General features: G+C 60.8%; 15 protein-coding genes. 3 read left to right on the top strand and 12 right to left on the bottom strand.

The window, feature by feature from the left end; translation table 11 throughout:
- Positions 1-159 precede the first annotated feature (159 nt).
- The 8 genes from AC3EA7_RS08470 to AC3EA7_RS08435 form a co-directional block, all read right to left on the bottom strand.
- Positions 160-651, bottom strand: coding sequence for a TolB family protein (locus AC3EA7_RS08470; protein WP_488613609.1), 492 nt, complete (start codon positions 649-651; stop codon positions 160-162).
- 2 nt (positions 652-653) lie between these two features.
- The gene (locus AC3EA7_RS08465; protein WP_488613608.1) at positions 654-1,370 is read right to left on the bottom strand and encodes a TolB family protein; all 717 of its coding nucleotides are present in this window, start codon (positions 1,368-1,370) and stop codon (positions 654-656) included.
- Positions 1,371-1,777: 407 nt separating this feature from the next.
- Positions 1,778-1,936 carry a hypothetical protein gene (locus tag AC3EA7_RS08460; RefSeq protein ID WP_488613607.1) on the bottom strand — a complete coding sequence of 53 codons (159 nt, stop codon included), beginning with the start codon at positions 1,934-1,936 and terminating at the stop codon, positions 1,778-1,780.
- A gap of 240 nt (positions 1,937-2,176) precedes the next feature.
- On the bottom strand, positions 2,177-3,763 hold the full coding sequence (locus AC3EA7_RS08455; RefSeq protein WP_488613606.1) for a type III PLP-dependent enzyme domain-containing protein: 1,587 nt from the start codon (positions 3,761-3,763) through the stop codon (positions 2,177-2,179).
- An 850-nt stretch (positions 3,764-4,613) separates the two neighbouring features.
- Positions 4,614-5,618, bottom strand: coding sequence for an amidohydrolase family protein (locus tag AC3EA7_RS08450; protein ID WP_488613605.1), 1,005 nt, complete (start codon positions 5,616-5,618; stop codon positions 4,614-4,616).
- 27 nt (positions 5,619-5,645) lie between these two features.
- A complete protein-coding gene (locus tag AC3EA7_RS08445; RefSeq protein WP_488613604.1) occupies positions 5,646-6,065 on the bottom strand; it encodes a metal-sulfur cluster assembly factor in 420 nt (139 codons plus the stop codon).
- Positions 6,066-6,296: 231 nt separating this feature from the next.
- Positions 6,297-7,763: an MGDG synthase family glycosyltransferase gene (locus AC3EA7_RS08440; protein WP_488613603.1), complete on the bottom strand. Its 1,467-nt coding sequence runs from the start codon at positions 7,761-7,763 to the stop codon at positions 6,297-6,299.
- 184 nt (positions 7,764-7,947) lie between these two features.
- Positions 7,948-9,099 carry an ATP-binding protein gene (locus AC3EA7_RS08435; RefSeq protein ID WP_488613602.1) on the bottom strand — a complete coding sequence of 384 codons (1,152 nt, stop codon included), beginning with the start codon at positions 9,097-9,099 and terminating at the stop codon, positions 7,948-7,950.
- 288 nt (positions 9,100-9,387) lie between these two features.
- Between AC3EA7_RS08435 and AC3EA7_RS08430 the strand changes: the two genes are divergently transcribed.
- Complete coding sequence (locus AC3EA7_RS08430; protein WP_488613601.1) at positions 9,388-10,509, top strand: IS256 family transposase; 1,122 nt, start codon at positions 9,388-9,390, stop codon at positions 10,507-10,509.
- Between the two features lie 43 nt (positions 10,510-10,552).
- Here AC3EA7_RS08430 and AC3EA7_RS08425 read toward each other — a convergent pair whose 3' ends face one another.
- From AC3EA7_RS08425 to AC3EA7_RS08415, 3 genes are all read right to left on the bottom strand, one after another.
- The gene (locus AC3EA7_RS08425) at positions 10,553-10,804 is read right to left on the bottom strand and encodes a ribbon-helix-helix domain-containing protein (RefSeq protein WP_488613600.1); all 252 of its coding nucleotides are present in this window, start codon (positions 10,802-10,804) and stop codon (positions 10,553-10,555) included.
- 214 nt (positions 10,805-11,018) lie between these two features.
- On the bottom strand, positions 11,019-14,135 hold the full coding sequence (locus tag AC3EA7_RS08420; RefSeq protein ID WP_488613599.1) for a hypothetical protein: 3,117 nt from the start codon (positions 14,133-14,135) through the stop codon (positions 11,019-11,021).
- Between the two features lie 194 nt (positions 14,136-14,329).
- Positions 14,330-14,536: a hypothetical protein gene (locus AC3EA7_RS08415; RefSeq protein ID WP_488613598.1), complete on the bottom strand. Its 207-nt coding sequence runs from the start codon at positions 14,534-14,536 to the stop codon at positions 14,330-14,332.
- Positions 14,537-15,228: 692 nt separating this feature from the next.
- Here AC3EA7_RS08415 and AC3EA7_RS08410 point away from each other — a divergent pair.
- Positions 15,229-16,161 carry a branched-chain amino acid transaminase gene (locus AC3EA7_RS08410; RefSeq protein ID WP_488613597.1) on the top strand — a complete coding sequence of 311 codons (933 nt, stop codon included), beginning with the start codon at positions 15,229-15,231 and terminating at the stop codon, positions 16,159-16,161.
- Positions 16,158-17,321 carry a thiolase family protein gene (locus tag AC3EA7_RS08405; RefSeq protein WP_488613596.1) on the top strand — a complete coding sequence of 388 codons (1,164 nt, stop codon included), beginning with the start codon at positions 16,158-16,160 and terminating at the stop codon, positions 17,319-17,321. The genes AC3EA7_RS08410 and AC3EA7_RS08405 overlap by 4 nt, the downstream gene beginning before the upstream one ends.
- Positions 17,322-17,329: 8 nt before the next feature.
- On the opposite strand, the gene AC3EA7_RS08400 is transcribed toward AC3EA7_RS08405, so the two are convergent.
- Positions 17,330-17,947 carry a Uma2 family endonuclease gene (locus AC3EA7_RS08400; protein ID WP_488613595.1) on the bottom strand — a complete coding sequence of 206 codons (618 nt, stop codon included), beginning with the start codon at positions 17,945-17,947 and terminating at the stop codon, positions 17,330-17,332.
- Between the last annotated feature and the right edge of the window lie 204 nt (positions 17,948-18,151).

Here is an 18,151-nt window from a genome sequence, read left to right as displayed (position 1 = left end):
CGTCCACCCTGACGCCGCCTTCGTCCACCCTGACGCCGCCTTCGTCCACCCTGACGCCGCCTTCGTCCACCCTGACGCCGCCTTCGTCCACCCTGACGCCGCCTTCGTCCACCCTGACGCCGCCTTCGTCCACCCTTGAATGTTTTCATGAAAACCGCTTCAGGGCTGCCAGTCAATGACGCGCTCATCGATCAGCGTTCCGTCTGCGGCGTACATTTCCAGGCGCGAACGCGAGTCGTCAATAGAAAGGAGCAGCCACAGGCGTCCATCGGGCGTCCAATCCCACGCATAGCGCCAGGAGTCGAGGGTACGGATCGGGCGCAGACCACTGCCATCTGCGGCAACCAGCGTGAGCGTTCGGATGCACTCCTCAACCTGACAAACACCGCGCACATCGATGAAGGCGATCATGCGTCCATCGGGCGATCCGCGCATGCCGGCGATAGTCGTGTCCGGGTTGGCGACGATCGTCTGAGGCATTCCGCCGGTCGTTCCCATCCGATAGATACCTGCACTGTCGCCGGAGTACTGGATGTACGCCAGTAGATCGGGCGCCAGGAAAACCGGGTTGGCGATCCATCCTTCCGCCAGCAGGCGTTCATTGCTTCCATTGGTGCTCACCAGATAGAGATCAGGACCACACGCATCCATGCTCAGATCGACGCATCCGCGCAGGAATGCAATCTGCCCGCCGTCGGGCGACCAGACGGCATCGACCTCGGCATCCTATCCTCAGTGGCAGTCAGGCGCATCGCAGCGCCGGTTGCCGCATCAATCACATAGAGATCGAAGTAACAGGTATCTTGAATACATCCCCGATCGCTCTCCTTCGTTGAGAATACCAGGAACCGTGAGCCGTCGGGCGACCACGAGCCAACCTCGTGCTTTCCTTCATCTGACACGATCAGATGCGCTTCGCCGTTGCTGACAAGATAGATCTGTCGCGCCTCCCCACTACCAACCGACACTGCCAGTCTGTTCTGCCTGGGAGAGGGCAGCACCGTACCGGACACAAATGTATCCGTTCTCGCTTCGAGGGGGAGAGTCACGACATCTTGCGCTTCACCATGCGCCGAATCGAAGGCGAAGACCGTCACCCCTTGCTCTTTCCGCTGGACGTGATAGAAGAGCAAAGGCGCTTGCGCCGGGTTATCGCCAGAGACAGGCGTTGCCGATGGCGGCGCAACCATCTCTGGCGTGTGCGTAACCGTTGGCAGAGCAGCGGTGACGATCAACGGCGATGGAGTGACCCCAGACGAAATCTCGACCGGAAGAGCGGGCGGTCGTGTCACCGGCTCCGAGAGACTGCACGCAGTCAGCAGCATCAGCGCAATGATTGCGCGCAGCCGTTTTGAACACATTCGACGCATCGTCACTTCCTGATGCAAAGCGAGGAATACCTTCGCCGCTTCCTATTGTACATCAGGGCGCAACAGCGCCTTTCGACCCAACATCTTTCAAATAAGCGCACACAAAGGCGCAAAGATGCCGAACCTGAACTTCATTGGAATGGTCCGTCTTCACTTCGTTGAGAGATATTGCCTTTATAGGAGGTCATATATAAAGATCACGTGTGCCAATATCTTGCTCAGCACACGTGATCTCTTCCTGATTATTGGGGTTTCTGGTTCTTATAGTGAAGATCAACCGGACATCAGACAATCGTGTAATCAGCGTGGGCTGCGACAGGCTCAGCCAACGCCGACCGCTTCACCGACGTTGGCTGCGACCGGCTCAGCCAACGCCGACCGCTTCACCGACGTTGGCTGCGACCGGCTCAGCCAACGCCGACCGTTTCACCGACGTTGGCTGCGACAGGCTCAGCCACCGTGGGCTGCAACAGGCTCAGCCACCGTTGGCTGCGACAGGCCCAGCCAACGCCGACCGCTTCACCGACGTTGGCTGCGACCGGCTCAGCCAACGCCGACCGTTTCATTGGCGTTGGCTGCGACCGGCTCAGCCAACGCCGACCGCTTCACTGGTGCAAGCGTGGTTGTCCGGATGGAGATTGCTCGTCCTACTAGTTCCTGGTTCTCGGTTCTCAGTTCTCGGTTCTCAGTTCTCGGTTCTCAGTTCTCGGTTCTCAGTTCTCGGTTCTCAGTTCTCGGTTCTCAGTTCTCGGTTCTCAGTTCTCGGTTCTCAGTTCTCGGTTCTCAGTTCTCAGTTCTCGGTTCTTCTACCCCCTGACCCTTACCCCCCAGCCTCGCTTCTCGGCGCCATAGCGCGGCAACGGCGTGTAGCGCGGCGTATTCCGGCGCTTCGACGGACGCGGCGAACGGAACGGTTCACGCGGCACACGGCGCTCCACCGGTACACGCTCTGGCTGAGGCATGGGCAGTTCCAGCGTCTCGCGGGCATACCCCAGCAACCCCATGATCTGCCCCAGGTTCTGTGGCGCAATCTCGCGTACCACCAGCGCATCCTCGTCCCGCTCGATGATGATCCGCCGCATTTCCGGCGTCAGACAGTGATGCGCCCCGCCACGACCGGCAATCATCTGCTGGTACGCGCCAACGCCGAAGAACGCGATTTTTTGACCGGGATACGGTTCAGGCAGCAATAGCGGCGGGGACCCCGGTCGCGGAAAGAAATCATCGCTATCGCACGTCAATCGCCCCGCGAGCCGCACCGGACGCACCGATCGGTCCCAGCCGTCGAGCGGCAGAATAATGAATTCCTGCCCTGGAACAATCAGGCTATCGGGCAGAGTGACCATCAGACTGCCGTTGAGCAGCGCCCAATCCGGCGCGTTACCCTGGCCACGCTTGACCCGACCGACTTCCATGATAAACACGTTATGCGACGCCACCGTGTAGCGACCAAATTCCCCAACCAACGCCGGTTGCGGAATATCGTGAGCACCGCAAACCGACGCCAGTGTCCACATCAGGCGCTCAAGGAAGCCGACATAGTCGAAACGAAAATCGAGCGAATAGGCGGATGTCGGCATCCCGCCGCCAAAGTTGAACAGCCACAGTGACGGCGTGCGCTGCCGCAGGCGAGCATACGCCTCCGCCGAGCGCGCCAGACGCTCGTTCCAGCGCTCAGGGTCCTCGATCTGGCTCCCTACCATTGCGTGGTACATCACCAGACGATGCGGCGTGTGGCGCAGCCGCTCGACCACGTGTGCAATCTCGTCCGGCGTCAGTCCAAACCGCTCACCGCCGGGATGGCTGGCATCGACATCCGCAGGAGCGTGGCGCTCACGGACGCCGAGGAGCAATGGTTCGCGGCATGCAGCCAGCAACGTCTCGAGTTCGTCGAGATCGTCGATGACCGGCACAACCCGCGTGAACCCTGCGCGGCGCAACGTAACGATTGCCGCGATATAGGCGTTGTCCTTCGATCCGTTGCAGAAGATGAACCGATCCGGCGGCAGAACTCCTTGCTGCCAGAGATGATGCGCAATTGCAACATCCGCTGCCGCAGAGGTTTCGTAGTGCGCGCCGGAACTGATAGCGGTGCGAACGACTTCTTCCGCAAAATTGGCTTTCGTTGCATATGCGTAGATGAAGTCACCGGCATACCCGCTGCCTGCACGTGCTATTTCCGCCCACTCGCGCATGTGCTCGATCTGCGCCGTGATCTGCGGGCAATAGACGACCTCCAGCGGAGCGCCATAGCGCGCCACCATCGCGTTGAGGTCTATTTGATCCGCCAGAAGCAAGCGGTCGCCACGGCGGCTGATGAAATCGTTGATCCGTCCTTCGGGGCCGACGCCATAACGGTCGGTGAACGCGGTGACGTAGGTCTGCCCATTCAATTGGAGTGAACCTCCTTCATCTGCACGAGGCTGGCATTCCGCCAGCGAAACGAGTCCAGAAGACGCGACCGGACTCGCCCGGCAGACTGATGGGCATAAAAATCCCCCGCACTCAGGCAGTGCGGGGGCGCATCCTCGAGAGGTTCGTCAGAGGGGACGATCCAGAACGGCGAGCGCCATACCACACGCCAGAGAGCGTATCTGCTTCGGGCGCGACAGGTCGCAGCAGGATAAATTGGCTTTGCCGTCCATACATCATTCCTGAAAGCTCTACCGGGGTCATCAGTTCATCGGGTGACGAACAACACTCGTGATGACGCTCCAAAAACCGCAACGCACCACTGCGCAGGTTTTTGCCGGAGAGCGCGGACTCCTTCTGGCGCACAGGCGCCAAGAGAGTATTGTAGTGGATTCTGGCGCGATGTCAAGAGGGAAATTGCTCAATTGCTCATAACTGTTCACGCTCTTCCTGGGAGCGCCGGCGTTATGTGAGGCGCCCCGGGGCGGCGGGGCGCCGTGCCTTGGCGCTTGCTGCGACCATTCCGCCGCCGCTTCTCCTTTTCGGGGGCAGCCCCCAAACCCCCATTTGAAGCGACCAGCGGCATCGTTTACCCTAACCGTGAAGAGTTACAATTGCTCATGGGTGCAGGCATGATGTGGCAGGAACCACTGCGCGGGGCTTGCCGCCCGGCGCTGCGTCATCCCTGGCTGGCACACCCGCGCTAAACGAATGAAGCCCCGCTGTTGCAAAGTGACTGTCATCGCGCAGAACGCGAACTTTCGCCGGTCAGCACGCAGGGAGCAGGGCAGGCACGGCGGGCGAGCGCAGTGATGACCGTCACCCGGACGACTACGCTGCCAAACCCAGGCTGCGCTTCTTCTCCTCAACATCGAGGCCATGGAGACGCGCCAGGTTCAAGCCCAGGATTTTCTTCTTCGCTTCCTTCGTCAACTGGCCACATCCATAGCCCTGAACAATATCCTCAGGCAGCTCGAACTCCCAGAACGCCTTCAGCGCACCACGCGGATGCCAGATCGGCGTTTCGCCGCCATAGATAATCTTGTCCTCACCGCACCAGAAGAGGAGCTTCGCCATAGTTTCGGCGAAGACACGCGGCGAACGCACAACGAAGTTCACCGTCGCAGCAATGGAGGCATAGAGGTTCGGGTAGCGCACCAGTTGCCAGCAGATTTCATCGATGAATGGCAATCCGACGTGGAAAATGACGAAATTGATCTCCGGGAAGTTGGCAGCAGCGCCATCCATGTCCCACGCCTGCGTATGCTCGACCGGCTGCGGTCCGAGCGGCACGCCCTTGTGGACGCCGATCAGGTTCACACCCAGTTCCAGCGCCTTCTCGAAGACGGGAAATGCGACCCGCGGATCGTCCATCCGCCACGGGAATGGTTGCCCATAGTCGTAGCGCACATTGTAGAGTTTGAAGGCTCTGGCGCCATACTCTTTGACCTGAATTTCCATCAAATCAAGCGCCTTCTTCCCCTCAAGCGGGTTGATCGACCCCCAAAATACCGCCCGGTCAGGATATTTACGCGCCATATCAGCGCACTTCTCCCAACTCGACAGCCCATCCTTGAACAGGTCGGTCAGCGGCAACGGCTGCGCGACGATCATATCGGTCGCGCTTTCGTCAAAGACCATGCGTGCAATTTCATCGACCGTCCATTCGCGCATGTACTCTTCGCGCGTGAGGGTTTTTTCGCCAGGGGCGTTGAGCACCTGATGGAAGGCGTACAGATGCTCGATAAACATCTCTCCCGGCTTTCCAAAGGCGTTAGACCTGTCGAAGTTGAACACGTGACAGACACCGTCGAACACGAACGCATCGTCGATCATGGCGATCCTCCTGAACCTGCTGATACGCTACTGGTCCGACTCACGAAGCCGACGCTCGCGCGCCAGGCGCGCTTCACGCAGTGGAAGAAGTTGGTCCAGCGGGAGACGCAACCGTTCACGCGCCGCTGCCGACAGGCGCTCTGGAGACCAGGGGACGTTCCAGGTGATCTGGACGTTGACCGCTTCGACTCCCTGGAGGCTTTTGACTTCTTCTTCCATCATCTGCAAGAGGTGAAGTGAAAACGGGCACCAGCCGGTTGTCAGGATGATGTCGATATCAATCTGCCGGCCTGATACCCGCACTTGCTCGATCAACCCCATGTCCACCACGCTGACTTCTCGTTCCTTGCAACAAGGATCGTAGCAACGCTGAAGGACAGTCATCACATCATCCACAGAGACGGGGATTTGCACTGCTGAAGAATCAGCGGTCACGGCTTCGGCCATAGACACCTCCTTGTGCGAAATGAAAAATAGAACGATGACCCATCCTGACACTCAGGACGGGCAGGGATGAACCATATGCAATAGTGCGGCAGATGCCGCGTTTATACGTTCCTCAGATGTACACGTTTCTTATGCGGTGCGGAGACTTGCCAGGTTAGCATAGCACGCACCAGACGGGCATGTCAAGATGTTTGGTGCGATTGCATCTTTCTGGTTGCGCTGAGCGGGCAATCACTGCCTATCGCTTCTCCCCCGTCGCCAGCGCACATCACACTCACTGCGGTTGCCGAGAGCGCGGTGCAGCACATCGAGCAACGCAGCGCTTGCGCCGCGTTCAGCAAGGAGCGCCAGCGTCTCGCGGTTGAGGTAGAAATCGGTGCCTTCCACGCTCTCCATCTCCGGGTTGTCGAATAACACTCGCATCTCTTTGCCCGTGACCACGCCAACCGGCTCATCAGTATGCGCGTCGGCAAGAGTGAATTCCTCAGCGTCCTCCAGCGGCGGGCTGAAGAGATCGGCAATATTGATACGCAGTGGCAAGACCCGCACAGGCGGCGTTGCCTCCTTCAGCTCCACCGGTTCATCATCCTCGCGGAGAAGGGTCTCAACAATCACGCGCGCAGCATCAGGCCGACCGATGTTGCGCGTATTTTCACGCATGCGCGCCAGGCGCTCGGGATGCTGTAGCAGGCGGTCGATTTTGTACGCCAGCGTCGTCATCTGGTTGCAACGCAGCGCCACCCCCTCTTCGAGTAAATGGTCGCTATTGCGCTCTTCTTGACCGGGAATGGGTGCAATGATCACCATGGGCAGACCGGCAGCCATCGCTTCCGACGAGGTTAACCCGCCAGGTTTGCCGATCAGGAGGGTTGCTATCTTCATCAACATCGGCATCTCATCAGTAAAGCCGAGCACGCGGAAACGCTTCGCCTGCGGCGCTACCAGTTCGACGAGTTCGGTGCGCAGTTCTTCGTTTCTGCCGCACACCACAATCACCTGCGATGGCGTGGTCATGCTCATGATCTGCTGCACCGCCTCACGCGCCGGACCAATCCCCGCAGCGCCAGCCGATAGCAGCAGAATCGGCAGGTCGGGGCGCAGGTGGTAGCGTGCCAGCACCTCGTCACGGTCAACCGGCATCCCGAACACCGGATCGACCGGGATGCCGGAAACGGTAATGCGATCCTCCGGCAGTCCCAGCGCCATCAGGTGCACCTTTGTTTCCTCCAGCGCCACAAAATAGCGGTTGAAACGCGGGCTGAGCCACATCGAATGAAAGTCGTAATCGGTCGTCACGATTGCCAGGCGCGTCTCGAACGCTTCCTCCGCCAGCAACTGCGCCACAATACCGGCTGGCATAAAGTGGGTACAGACGGTTATCGTCGGCTTGAACTCGCGGATGAAGCGCGTCAGCGGGTCGGCATTGATCCGGTCGAACAGCAGGCGGAAGGCGTCGGTCTTCCAGGGTTCGTCGCTCGCCTGGTACCACCACCCCAACAGTTGCGGCCGTTCCTGCACCAGGCGCAGGTAGAGGTCGGAGTAAAAGGCGCGGTACAGTTCGTTGGTGCGTTCGAGCGCGTCGAGGTTGACCAGTTCTGCGACCTGCGGCGAGCGCTGGAAGACCTTTTCGAGCGCAGCGGCGGCGGCTTTGTGCCCCGAACCGGCGCTGGTGGACAGAATAAGAATGCGGTGGTTCACTATCGATCCTTCCCGTGAAAGCAGCCCATAGTATTGTATCCGGTTGTGAACCGACGCTCAAGGGGCGCGCCGGAGGGAGGCCGTTGCGAATCGACAGGCGGCGCCGCTGAGCGCGTATTTGAACAAGTCGATCAGGCAGGCGAAGGCGCTGCCTTTGCCTATCCAACTGCACCTCAGATACGTTCTAACGCAATGCCGATGCCATGCGAGGCATTGCATCAAGTGGCAAGACGGTGATCTGCGTGGTGAGGGCGTACTCCTGCCTCCCTGGATAGATGACCCACAGGTGTTCCAGCCCCAGATCGCTCAAGGCAATGCGCATTGAGCGGGTTATGCCGGGGGCGTCGGCATATTTGATCTCGAACCCGTAGCGTTTGCCCTGGAGATGAACCAGCAGATCCAGCTCAGCGCCGCTGTGGGTTGCCCAGAAATAGGCATCGCGCGTATCCAGCAGTCGAACGATCTGCTCAATAGCGAACCCCTCCCATGAAGCGCCCAGCTTGGGATGCGACTGAATTTCAGCCAGCGTTCCCAGAAGCAGCAGTCCGTGCAAGATGCCGCTATCCCGGATGTACACTTTGGGCGATTTGACCTGTCGTTTTCCAAGATTCTCGAACCACGGCGGCAACACGCGCACCATATATGCGCCAGACAGGATGTCCAGGTAACGCCGTGCAGTGGACTCAGAAGCGCCCAATGATCGCGCGAACTCGGCGGCGTTCCATTGTTGACCGTGGCAGTGAGCGACCATGGTCCAGAAGCGGCGCAGGGCTTCTGCTGGAATGGTGATCCCAAGTTGAGGAATATCGCGCTCCAGAAATGTTCGGATGAATGCCTCGCGCCATGCCAGGCTGCTGGCATCGTCATCAGCGAGGAACGACCGGGGAAAGCCGCCGCGCAACCAGAGCCGGTCACATTGCGCCACACCGGCTTCAGTCAGATCGAACCCGGCGAGATCGACAAACCCGATGCGCCCCGCCAGCGACTCCGACACACCACGCACAAGATGCGGCGAGGCGGATCCCAGGAGCAGAAATCGGGCGGCGTTGTGCGGACGATCAACCAGTACGCGCAACAACTCGAAGAGATCAGGGCGTCGCTGCACCTCATCGATGATGATCAGCCCGGAGAGCGACTCTAAGACGGTCAGCGGCGCGGAGAGACGTCGCACATCCACGGGATTCTCAAGATCAAAATAGGTGGACGGTTGCTGCTCGCCAACCATCCGGGCTACTGTCGTCTTGCCACATTGCCGCGGACCCAGAAGAGCGACAACCGGGTGAATCGCCAGCAGGCGCGTGATCTGATTGATAACTGTGGGGCGTGGGATGAGCATGCCCGTACTATAATCCTTGAAAATCTGAATGTCAAGCGTGGATTTTCAAGGTTTTTGAGATCAGGACAATTGCCGGAGTGAAGGCATTGGTTACCTTTACCGACCCATGAGACTCGATGGAATGATCTGGAATCCTTCTGCACTGAAGGTGTATCCTTGTTTCTGTAAATTGAGGGGACGGGCCTGACCGAGGTGGGCGGGTTCGGGTGTATCCTTGGCGTTGCAACACACCCAAGAAAGGAACCCCCAATCACCCGCCAGCACGATTGCACCCTATCCCCAGACCTGGTGCAGCTGATTGCCGACCAGGGTTTGGACGCCGTGCCAGAACTGATCCGCATTGTCATCAATCATGCCATGCACGCTGCACGCAGCCGGTATCTGAACGCCGAATTGCATGAACGCACCGCCGAACGGCGCGGCTATGCCAATGGCTACACACCCAAGACGGTCACGACGCGCATCGGCAACGTGACGTTTGACGCGCCGCCGGTGCGTGACGGCAGCTGCTCCCCCCAGGCGCTGGAGCAAGGCTTGCGCAGTGAACGCGCCCTCGCCCTGGCGCTGGCCGAAATGTATGTCCAGGGCGTCTCGACGCGCAAGGTGGCGGCGATCACCGAGCAGGTGTGTGGCGTCGAACGCGCCTCGACGCAGGTCAGTCGGGCGGCGGCGCAGTTGGATGCCGCCCTGGAACAGCGGCGCCCCCGCCCGCTGGATGCCTGTCGCTATCTGCTGCTGGATGCGCGCTACGACAAGGTGCGCATCGATGGGCAGGCGCGTGACGCCGCCGTGCTGATCGCGATGGGCGTTCGTGACGACGGCAAGCGCACGCTGCTGGGCGTTTCGGTGGCGGTTGGCGAACATGAAGCGCACGGGCGCCAGTTTCGCCAGAGTCTGGTGCAGCGCGGCCTGACGGGCATGCAGCTGATTGTCAGCGATGCGCATGCGGGACGGCAGGCCGCGCGTCGCGCGGTATTTGGCGGCGTCCCATGGCGGCGCTGCCAGTTCCATCTGCAGCAGAACGCCCAGGCCTACGCGCCGCGGCAGGAGCTGAAGGCCGAGGCGGCGGCCGACATCCGCGCGATCTTCACCGCGCCCAATCGCGCCGACGCCGACAGCCTGCTGGCGCGTACGGTGCAGAAATACGCCAAAACCGCATCGAAGCTGGCCACGTGGCTCGAAACCGCCATTCCGGAGGGCGTGCCGGTTTTCCACCTGCCAGCGGCGCACCGCACGCGCCTGCGCACCGTGAACGCCCTGGAACGGCTGAACCAGGAGATCCGTCGGCGTACCCGCGTAGTGGGCGTCTTTCCGAACGAAGCGTCCTGCCTGCGCCTGGTGAGCGCCCTGGCCATGGAACCCAGCGACGAATGGGAGGCCGGCAAGGTCTATCTCACCTTGACGGATTGAACGTTTGTTCGATACGTGCAACGTCATGATGGTATACCACGAATCAATTTACAGAAAAATACTTGACTGATCTTCCTTCGATATCGTTGGATTGAAACTCGCCTTTCCGAATTCGACGAATAAACTCTATCGCCCGACGGCGCACCTCGTCTCTTGCGATTGTCTTATCACTGGTTGCCACATAATGTGCCACGGACTCTCGCACCATCTGAGAGATGGAAACGTTCTTCAGCCTTGCCAGTTCCTGTAGTGCTACAACCTGTTCTTCAGTCAGATGCACAACGACTCGCTTCATAACATGCTCCTGACATGGGGTATGATACGCAGCTATAAGTATACCACCTGGGCACATCACTGTCCTTGGCGCTCTCATAGGAAGATCACCTGCCATCGACCAATCGAGCATCCGTTGACCGCCTTGTGGTTGGCGTGGGCTGAGCCTGTCGAAGCCCGCGCTAGCCGCTCCACAGGTGCAGGCGTGATTGTCCAGGTTCTGGTTGATCGCTCTATCAGTTTGCCGCAACCTGCACCCACCCGACAACCACGGCATCCTGTCCGGCAATCGGAGTCGGGCGACCGCTTGACGGGTCGTATACGACGAGCAGCAGGCGGTAATCGCCAGGCGGTATGGCGGCATCGAGCGTCAGCGGGATGTCCTGCCGCACCGCTTCGCCGGGCGCCCAGGCAGGTGCGGGATGCCAATCGCCCAGCAGACCATCCCACTGCGCCCATTTGCGATTTTCTTCGTCCAGCACCTGGAGCGACACCATTGGCAGCAGGTTGATACGCTCACGTTCACCGGCTGCGCGCCAGTAGACCTGGACGTTCAGACGTTCGCCGGGGGAGAGCGGCGTCACAGGGGTTACGCCGGGCGGGGGCGATTGGTGCTCGAGGATGACCTGTTCGAGCGCCAGGTGCAACTCGCCGCATGCCAGCGGCGTTCCGTCGAGGAGTACACGCTGATGCGCAGGGAGCGGCGAGGCGTCAGACCGGGCGCGGGCGGTTTCGACCGAGAAGGCGACCGGCTCGAACGCGGCCACTGAGCCGCCAGTGATCGTCATGGTCAAGAGCGGCGCCTGCGCAATCACTGCGCCGCCGCTGTAGATCGCCAGAACGCCAAAGTAGCGACCATCGGGAGGCGTTGCGATGATGTCGGCTTCTAGGAGTGGCGTAGGAACGCCATTCACCCGCGCCTCGGATGCACCACGCGACAGGTCGAGCGCCAGGCGCCATTCACCCGCTGACGGCGCGGCCGCCAGCAATCGCGCGATACGCACCGGTGCGTCGAACGTGTCGCCGATGATGGTCACTTCGTAACGCAAGGCATGGTTGCCCGGATTCGCCAGGCGCGTGGTCAGGACAATCTGATCGGACTGCTGTTCGCTCGCCGCGCTCCACGCCACGCGGGCTGCGTCGAGCGACGTCGAGACCGGCATCGGCGCGGCGGTCGGGAGGGTGACGGCGTGCACCAGCGCCAGCGGCGCTGCGGGAATGACCTGCACAGTTGCACCGGCTTGCGCTTCAATCACTGTAACCCCCGCCTCCAGTGAGTGCGTTGTGGTTATGTCGCCCTGGCGCAATGTCACGGTTTGCGGTTCCAGCGTCGCCAGCGTCAGGCGCAACGTCGCAGCCTGCGGCGTCTCCAGCGTGAAGGGTTCATCGGGCGCGATGACGCGATTGTGCCCGGCGCGCCGCCAGATCGCCAGCGATGCAGGCGATTTTGGATCGACTGTTGCAGCAACATAACTGTCACTGCGCCCCGGCACGAAGGTCACGTCCGGCGGCATTTCGTAGAGCGCGATCGCGCTGCTCCGCCAGCGTTCCTTCGCACCAATATCCAGGGGCCAGGGGTCCTCGCGCGCCGCCAGCGCCACGTAGTCCGGCGTTCCGCCGGGGGTCCAGAAGGACTGCGCAGCATACGCAGCGGCAACCCGTCCCCAGATCTCTTTGCCATACAGCATTGTCGCCAGCATGCCATTGATCGGTCCGGTCAGGGTCTCATCACCACTCAACAGCACTGTCGCACCATGCGGCAGGTGCGCTGCCACCTGGTCGAATGCGGCAATATCACGGGTGAAGATTGCCGGTCCACGCGCATGGTCGGCAACCGTCAACGCCTGCGCCCAACCGGTGCAGGCAAGGATCAGGAGCGCAGCGCCGGATGCCAGAAGCATGCCGGCACGCTTCGCGCGTTCGGCGATTCGCTCCGCCCCGTATGCTGCCAGTCCCCAGAGCACGAACGACGTATAGGCGGCGCCCTTCATAAAGCCGTACTCATACGGTCTGCCAAAGCGCAGCCAGATCAGCGCTGCTGCGATTGCGGCAACGGTCAGCGCCCATCGCAGTCGTGTCCGCTCCTTCGCGCCGGTATCATCGTGCTTTCGACGTGGCAGAACCAGCGCAGCAAGCGCCAGCAACCCCGTCGCCAGCAGCGCAGCGCCCGCCAGCAGGTCAGGAGGTTGAGCGCCGCCGCTCGTCAGGCGGAACGCGGTCAGCCCCAGGATTTCGTCAACTCCAATGAACCGATCGGGTCCGATTTTCGGCTCGATCAGCGAGTAGTGGAAACTGAATCCCTCGAAATAATCCCGAATCGCAAGCGCAGATGCGGCCAGGGTCAATCCGGCGAGCGTCAATGCTGCCAGCGCCAGTGCGATCGGCGTCGGGCGCAACTGCGGATCGCGCCACGTTTCGATCAGACGCGCCGCTCCTGCGGCTGCAATCAGCGGCGCAGCGATCACCAGCGCCGGGTAGTAGGCGACGGGTACGGCAGCCAGAACGATTGCCGCCAGCAGCGCCGCGCGCCATGCCGCCAGGCGGCGCTGCGCCAGATCATCGACCGCCGCCAGCCCGACGGTGAGCGCCAGCGCCAGCAGGCACCAGGCGGACATCTGCATCCCGAAGTTGAAATAGCCAATCCAGAGCATGAGCGACGCCAGCGCGGTGAGCGTGGCGCCGAGGAATGCCCCGACCCGGCCTGCCCCCATCGTTGCGCGCAACCAGACATACACCGACAGCGCAGCAAGCGCCCGCATAAACGCAATCACTGGCGCGAATGATGCCAGTGCGCTGGCGCCGCTGAGAATCATCGTCATCCCCTGGAACACTGAAAAGCCAAGGGTCAGTCCGATCCGCGGCGGATGCGCTGCCAGATTGCGCAGGAGGCTCTGTGGCGCTTCCATAATCTGCGGCAGAGGATAGTCGATCAGATGCTGCGCCATCGGCAGGTATGCTTCGGTATCCCACCCGCGCCCGATGATTGTCGGGTAGCCATAACCGATCAGCGGCAGGAGGCCGGTCAGCAGCGCCAGCAGCGGAGGGATCAGCGCCTCCGGTTGGGCGCGAAGCCACGCCAGCGGTTGTGGCGGTCCGCAGGACCGCCAGGCAAGCGCATTCAGCACCGTTGCACCGATGAGAACGGCGATCAGCGTCCAGCGCAGGTTCAACGCCAGGCTTGCCAGCATGAACCCGCTCCAGAGCAGAACAGCATAGCCGATCAGCGGCGTCAACAGCGCACGGAACGGCGCCAGCGATGGCGGTAGCGCCAGCCGTGCCACTCCCCATCCGACGTAGCAACACAATGCCGCTGCAGCAATGAGAATGAGGCTCAGTTCGACAACGAACGGCATGGCTGTACATTACTCTAGAGACTGGTGAGGAAACGCTCTGGCATACACTTCTGCAAGATCCAGAGTGCAGTCGATAGCAGGGAGGTGCACAGCACCGTGAAGGTCAGAGGTTTCGCTCAAGAACCATTGATAATCAGAATAGCGTACAAAATGTTCTACATGCGGCTCATGCTGTGATACAAGCATATACTCCTTCAACGAAGAATGGGAAACACCGTACATTCGCGTTGCCGAGTTTGAGCGTGCAAAGTGGCAATGATATTGGCGACGATGATATTGTGGGTGGCTGTAGCGCCCACCGCACATACATCGACCTCGACATACTCGTGTTTGACGTCGCTGCTGCGCTCGAATGCGAGATATTCTTCAACTGTCCAGGATCGCTCCGGCTGTGCGGTCATGCGGTCTGGCTCCAACATCTTCCGAACACGCTCACCCAGAGGCGCAAAGGCGCAACAACTCTGTATGATAAAGTCATCGACGCTCGTATGCTCTTCCTTTTCATGGAGCGACCAACCAGATGTTGCACAATACTTGCCCGTGGTGACCGTCTTGCGGCGGACGTTGGCTGATCTGTCGCAACCAACGTCTGCTGCTCCACGTCCTTGATTGTCTAGGTTTCGGTTGATCGCTCTATTAGTTACGCATACTCCAGCAATGCCTATCATACGAGGAAACCGGCAGTTCTGCAAACAGGGCGGGTTTATAGGCGCAGTCACGACCGTCAGAGCGAACGCGCCGCAGCGGTCGGGGCAGATCGGCAGCCTGCCCCAACCCTTTGAACGCATGTCTACCGGCGCGCGAGAATATGATCGAGGGGCGAGAGGCGAGAGGCAAGAGGCGAGGGGCGAGAGGCAAGAGGCGAGGGGCGAGAGGCGAGGGGCGAGAGGCGAGGGGCGAGGGGCGAGAGGCGAGGGGCGAGAGGCGAGGGGCGAGAGGCGAGAGGCGAGAGGGTGGCAGGTTGAAGGTTAGGAAGCCTAACCGCTAATCCATCGGTTCCTCGTTCTTGGTTCTCGGTTCTCGATTCTTGGCGCTCCCCCATATTCTGGTATGATAACAGCAGTCTACCACTTCGCACATCAGGAATCGACCAATGACCTCCAATCGTTATGCATTCTTCAACGGGGAGTTCATCCCAATCGAACAGGCGCAGGTCAGTGTGATGACCGCAGCCCTGAATTATGGTCTCGGCGTCTTCGAGGGCATTCGCGCCTACTGGAATGCCGACGACGGTCAGCTGTACGTCTTTCATCTCCGCGAACACATGGAACGTCTGAAACGCTCCAGCGTGATTATGTTCATGGATCTGCCCTACAGTGCCGATGAACTGTGCGACCTGACCGTCGAACTGCTGCGGCGCGAGGGATTCCGCGAGGACGCCTACATCCGCCCGCTGGTCTTCAAGAGTGACCACACAATCGCTGTCCGGCTCAACGATATGACCGACACCTTTGCGTTGTATGCCGTTCCCTTCGGTCAATACATTCCCGGAACGGCGGTACGCGCGTGTGTGTCGTCGTGGCGACGCATCGAGGACAACATCATGCCGTCGCGTGCGAAAGTTTCCGGCGGGTATGTGAACTCGGCGCTGGCGAAGACCGAGGCGCTGCTCAACGGCTACGACGAGGCAATCGTGCTCGGCAGCGACGGGCAGGTCTCGGAGGCAAGCGCGGCGAACCTGTACATTGTGCGCAACGGCGCTCTGATTACGCCGCCGATTACCAGCGATATTCTCGAAGGGATCACCCGGCGGGTGGTGGCGCAACTTGCGCAGGAGGAGTTGAGTGTGCCGGTCATCGAGCGACCCATCGATCGCACCGAGTTGTATGTCGCGGAGGAAGCCTTCTTCTGCGGCACCGGCGCAGAGGTCAAGCCGATCATCGAGATCGACCGGCGACCGGTGGGGAATGGCGCTGTCGGCCCAATCACGGCGCGCCTGGTGGAACTGTACGGCGCCGTGGTGCGTGGGCGGTTGCCCGCCTATCGCGCGTGGTGCACACCGGTCTACGCAAACGAGGGGGCATGACCATGGCGGAGGCATTGCTGATCGAAGCGGTTCGCACACCGGTCGGGAAGCGGGGGAAGACGCTGCGCGATATCCATCCCGTCGATCTCCTCGGCCAGCACATCGCCGCATTGCTGGCGCGGGTCGGCGTTGATCCGTCCGCCATCAACGATGTCATTGCCGGATGCGTCGGTCAATCGGGGGAGCAATCCGCCAATATCGCGCGCAATGCCTGGCTTGCCGCCGGTCTGCCCGAATCGGTCCCGGCGACCACCATCGACCGGCAGTGCGGTTCGAGCCTCCAGGCGATCCATTTCGCGGCGCAGGGGGTCATGGCAGGCGTGTATGACCTGGTCATCGCGGCTGGCGTCGAGTCGATGAGCCGCGTACCGATCGGCGCCTCGATTGCGGTGGGACCAGGCACGCCGCTCAGTCCGGCACTGGCGCAACGCTACAGCCTGGAGCGCGGATGGTTCGATCAGGCGCGCAGCGCAGAGTGGATCGCGCGCGAGTGGCGTTTCACCCGTGAAGACCTCGACCGGTACAGCCTGCGCAGTCACCGCCTGGCTGCCGAAGCGCGCGCCGCCGGTCGCCTGGTGCCTGAAATCATCCCCGTCGCGCTGCCGAGAGGGGACGTGTTCGATACCGATGAAGGCATTCGTGCTGACACGTCGGCAGAGCAGATTGCCGCGCTCAAACCCGCCTTTCCTGAACTGGACCTGATCACTGCCGGCAACGCCAGCCAGATTTCCGACGGCGCAGCGGCGGCGCTGATCGCGTCTCCGGCGGCTGCACGTGCGCTGGGGCTGCAACCGCGGGCGCGGTTCGTCTCTTTTGCAGTTGTTGGCGTCGATCCGATCACCATGCTGACTGGACCCATCCCGGCGACGCGGCGTGTGCTGGAGCGAGCAGGTCTGCAGGTCGATGATATTGACCTGTTCGAGGTCAACGAAGCGTTTGCGTCCGTGGCGCTGGCCTGGCAGAAGGAGATCGGCGCACCCTGGGAGCGGCTTAACGTCAACGGCGGCGCAATTGCACTTGGACATCCGCTGGGTGCAACCGGCGGGCGAATCATGGCGACCCTGCTGCACGAACTGGAGCGCCGCGAGGGACGTTACGGTCTGATTGCCATCTGTGAGGGGGGCGGCATGGCGAATGCGACGATCATCGAGCGCGTGTAAACGTCACCCTACGCCGCATCGAACACCGCATCGACATCCACGGCAAAGCCGTCGAGCAGCCGGGAGGCTGCCGATTCGCCGCGACGAAACGCGCCAGACGTTCTGTATACGTTGCGCTCCAGAACCAGGACCGTGATTGTTTCGTCTATGGGGTTGACAATCCAGTATTCTGGTATGCCCGCCTGTGCGTAATCACGTGGTTTTTCGACCGTGTCACGCTCTGGATGATCAGGGCTTACGATCTCGACAACGAGATCGGCGCCCAGCCAGAACTCGTTCTGATTTCGTGGATCGCGGGCATCGCAGAGAAGCATGATATCCGGCTCACGGAAAGCGCCCGGACGCACCCGCAGCCGTAAAGGAGCATAGAATACGGCGCCGCCCCTGGGTCGCACGAACGCAAGCAAAGCAAGCACGAGAACGAGTGAAATCGCCTGGTGCTTGCGCGTTGGCATGGGCAACACCTCGATAACGCCGTCGGTAAACTCGATGAGGCGATTGGTCTGCCGGGTGAGGGCGAGGTACTGCTCCTCGCTCCATGAACCCTGCAAGGCGTCCAGGTCGATGTCAAGGCTATCGGCGGCGCGTACCATGCGAAGCTGACCTGTCGATGCCGGAGCAGTCATAAAACATCTCTGTTACAAAGAATGATGCTCATTTGCAGATGAGAATATCGCTCCTGAACGTCTCGAGTGCGCAGCGCCGTATGCTGGTAGTATAGTCAAGCATTCCGAGATGCGCAAGGTGTACACTATGCTGAACCACTCTGCCTATGCGTGCAACAATTCGCTGCAGTGAATGGATCTGACGGCGCACTGCACAGACAGGGG

The sequence above is a fragment of the Roseiflexus sp. genome, assembly GCF_057785375.1.
Note: the sequence above shows the minus strand (reverse complement) of the source record. Positions and strands in the feature narration are given on the sequence as shown.

What these genes read in the sequence shown, in the direction of transcription:
- AC3EA7_RS08450 (WP_488613605.1), bottom strand. Translation starts at nt 5,618, where the DNA reads ATGATCGACGATGCGTTCGTGTTCGACGGTGTCTGTCACGTGTTCAAC.
- AC3EA7_RS08405 (WP_488613596.1), top strand. Translation starts at nt 16,158, where the DNA reads ATGACCATGGCGGAGGCATTGCTGATCGAAGCGGTTCGCACACCGGTC.
- AC3EA7_RS08410 (WP_488613597.1), top strand. Translation starts at nt 15,229, where the DNA reads ATGACCTCCAATCGTTATGCATTCTTCAACGGGGAGTTCATCCCAATC.
- AC3EA7_RS08420 (WP_488613599.1), bottom strand. Translation starts at nt 14,135, where the DNA reads ATGCCGTTCGTTGTCGAACTGAGCCTCATTCTCATTGCTGCAGCGGCA.
- AC3EA7_RS08425 (WP_488613600.1), bottom strand. Translation starts at nt 10,804, where the DNA reads ATGAAGCGAGTCGTTGTGCATCTGACTGAAGAACAGGTTGTAGCACTA.
- AC3EA7_RS08460 (WP_488613607.1), bottom strand. Translation starts at nt 1,936, where the DNA reads ATGAAACGGTCGGCGTTGGCTGAGCCGGTCGCAGCCAACGTCGGTGAA.
- AC3EA7_RS08465 (WP_488613608.1), bottom strand. Translation starts at nt 1,370, where the DNA reads ATGCGTCGAATGTGTTCAAAACGGCTGCGCGCAATCATTGCGCTGATG.
- AC3EA7_RS08400 (WP_488613595.1), bottom strand. Translation starts at nt 17,947, where the DNA reads ATGACTGCTCCGGCATCGACAGGTCAGCTTCGCATGGTACGCGCCGCC.
- AC3EA7_RS08470 (WP_488613609.1), bottom strand. Translation starts at nt 651, where the DNA reads ATGGATGCGTGTGGTCCTGATCTCTATCTGGTGAGCACCAATGGAAGC.
- AC3EA7_RS08435 (WP_488613602.1), bottom strand. Translation starts at nt 9,099, where the DNA reads ATGCTCATCCCACGCCCCACAGTTATCAATCAGATCACGCGCCTGCTG.
- AC3EA7_RS08445 (WP_488613604.1), bottom strand. Translation starts at nt 6,065, where the DNA reads ATGGCCGAAGCCGTGACCGCTGATTCTTCAGCAGTGCAAATCCCCGTC.
- AC3EA7_RS08415 (WP_488613598.1), bottom strand. Translation starts at nt 14,536, where the DNA reads ATGACCGCACAGCCGGAGCGATCCTGGACAGTTGAAGAATATCTCGCA.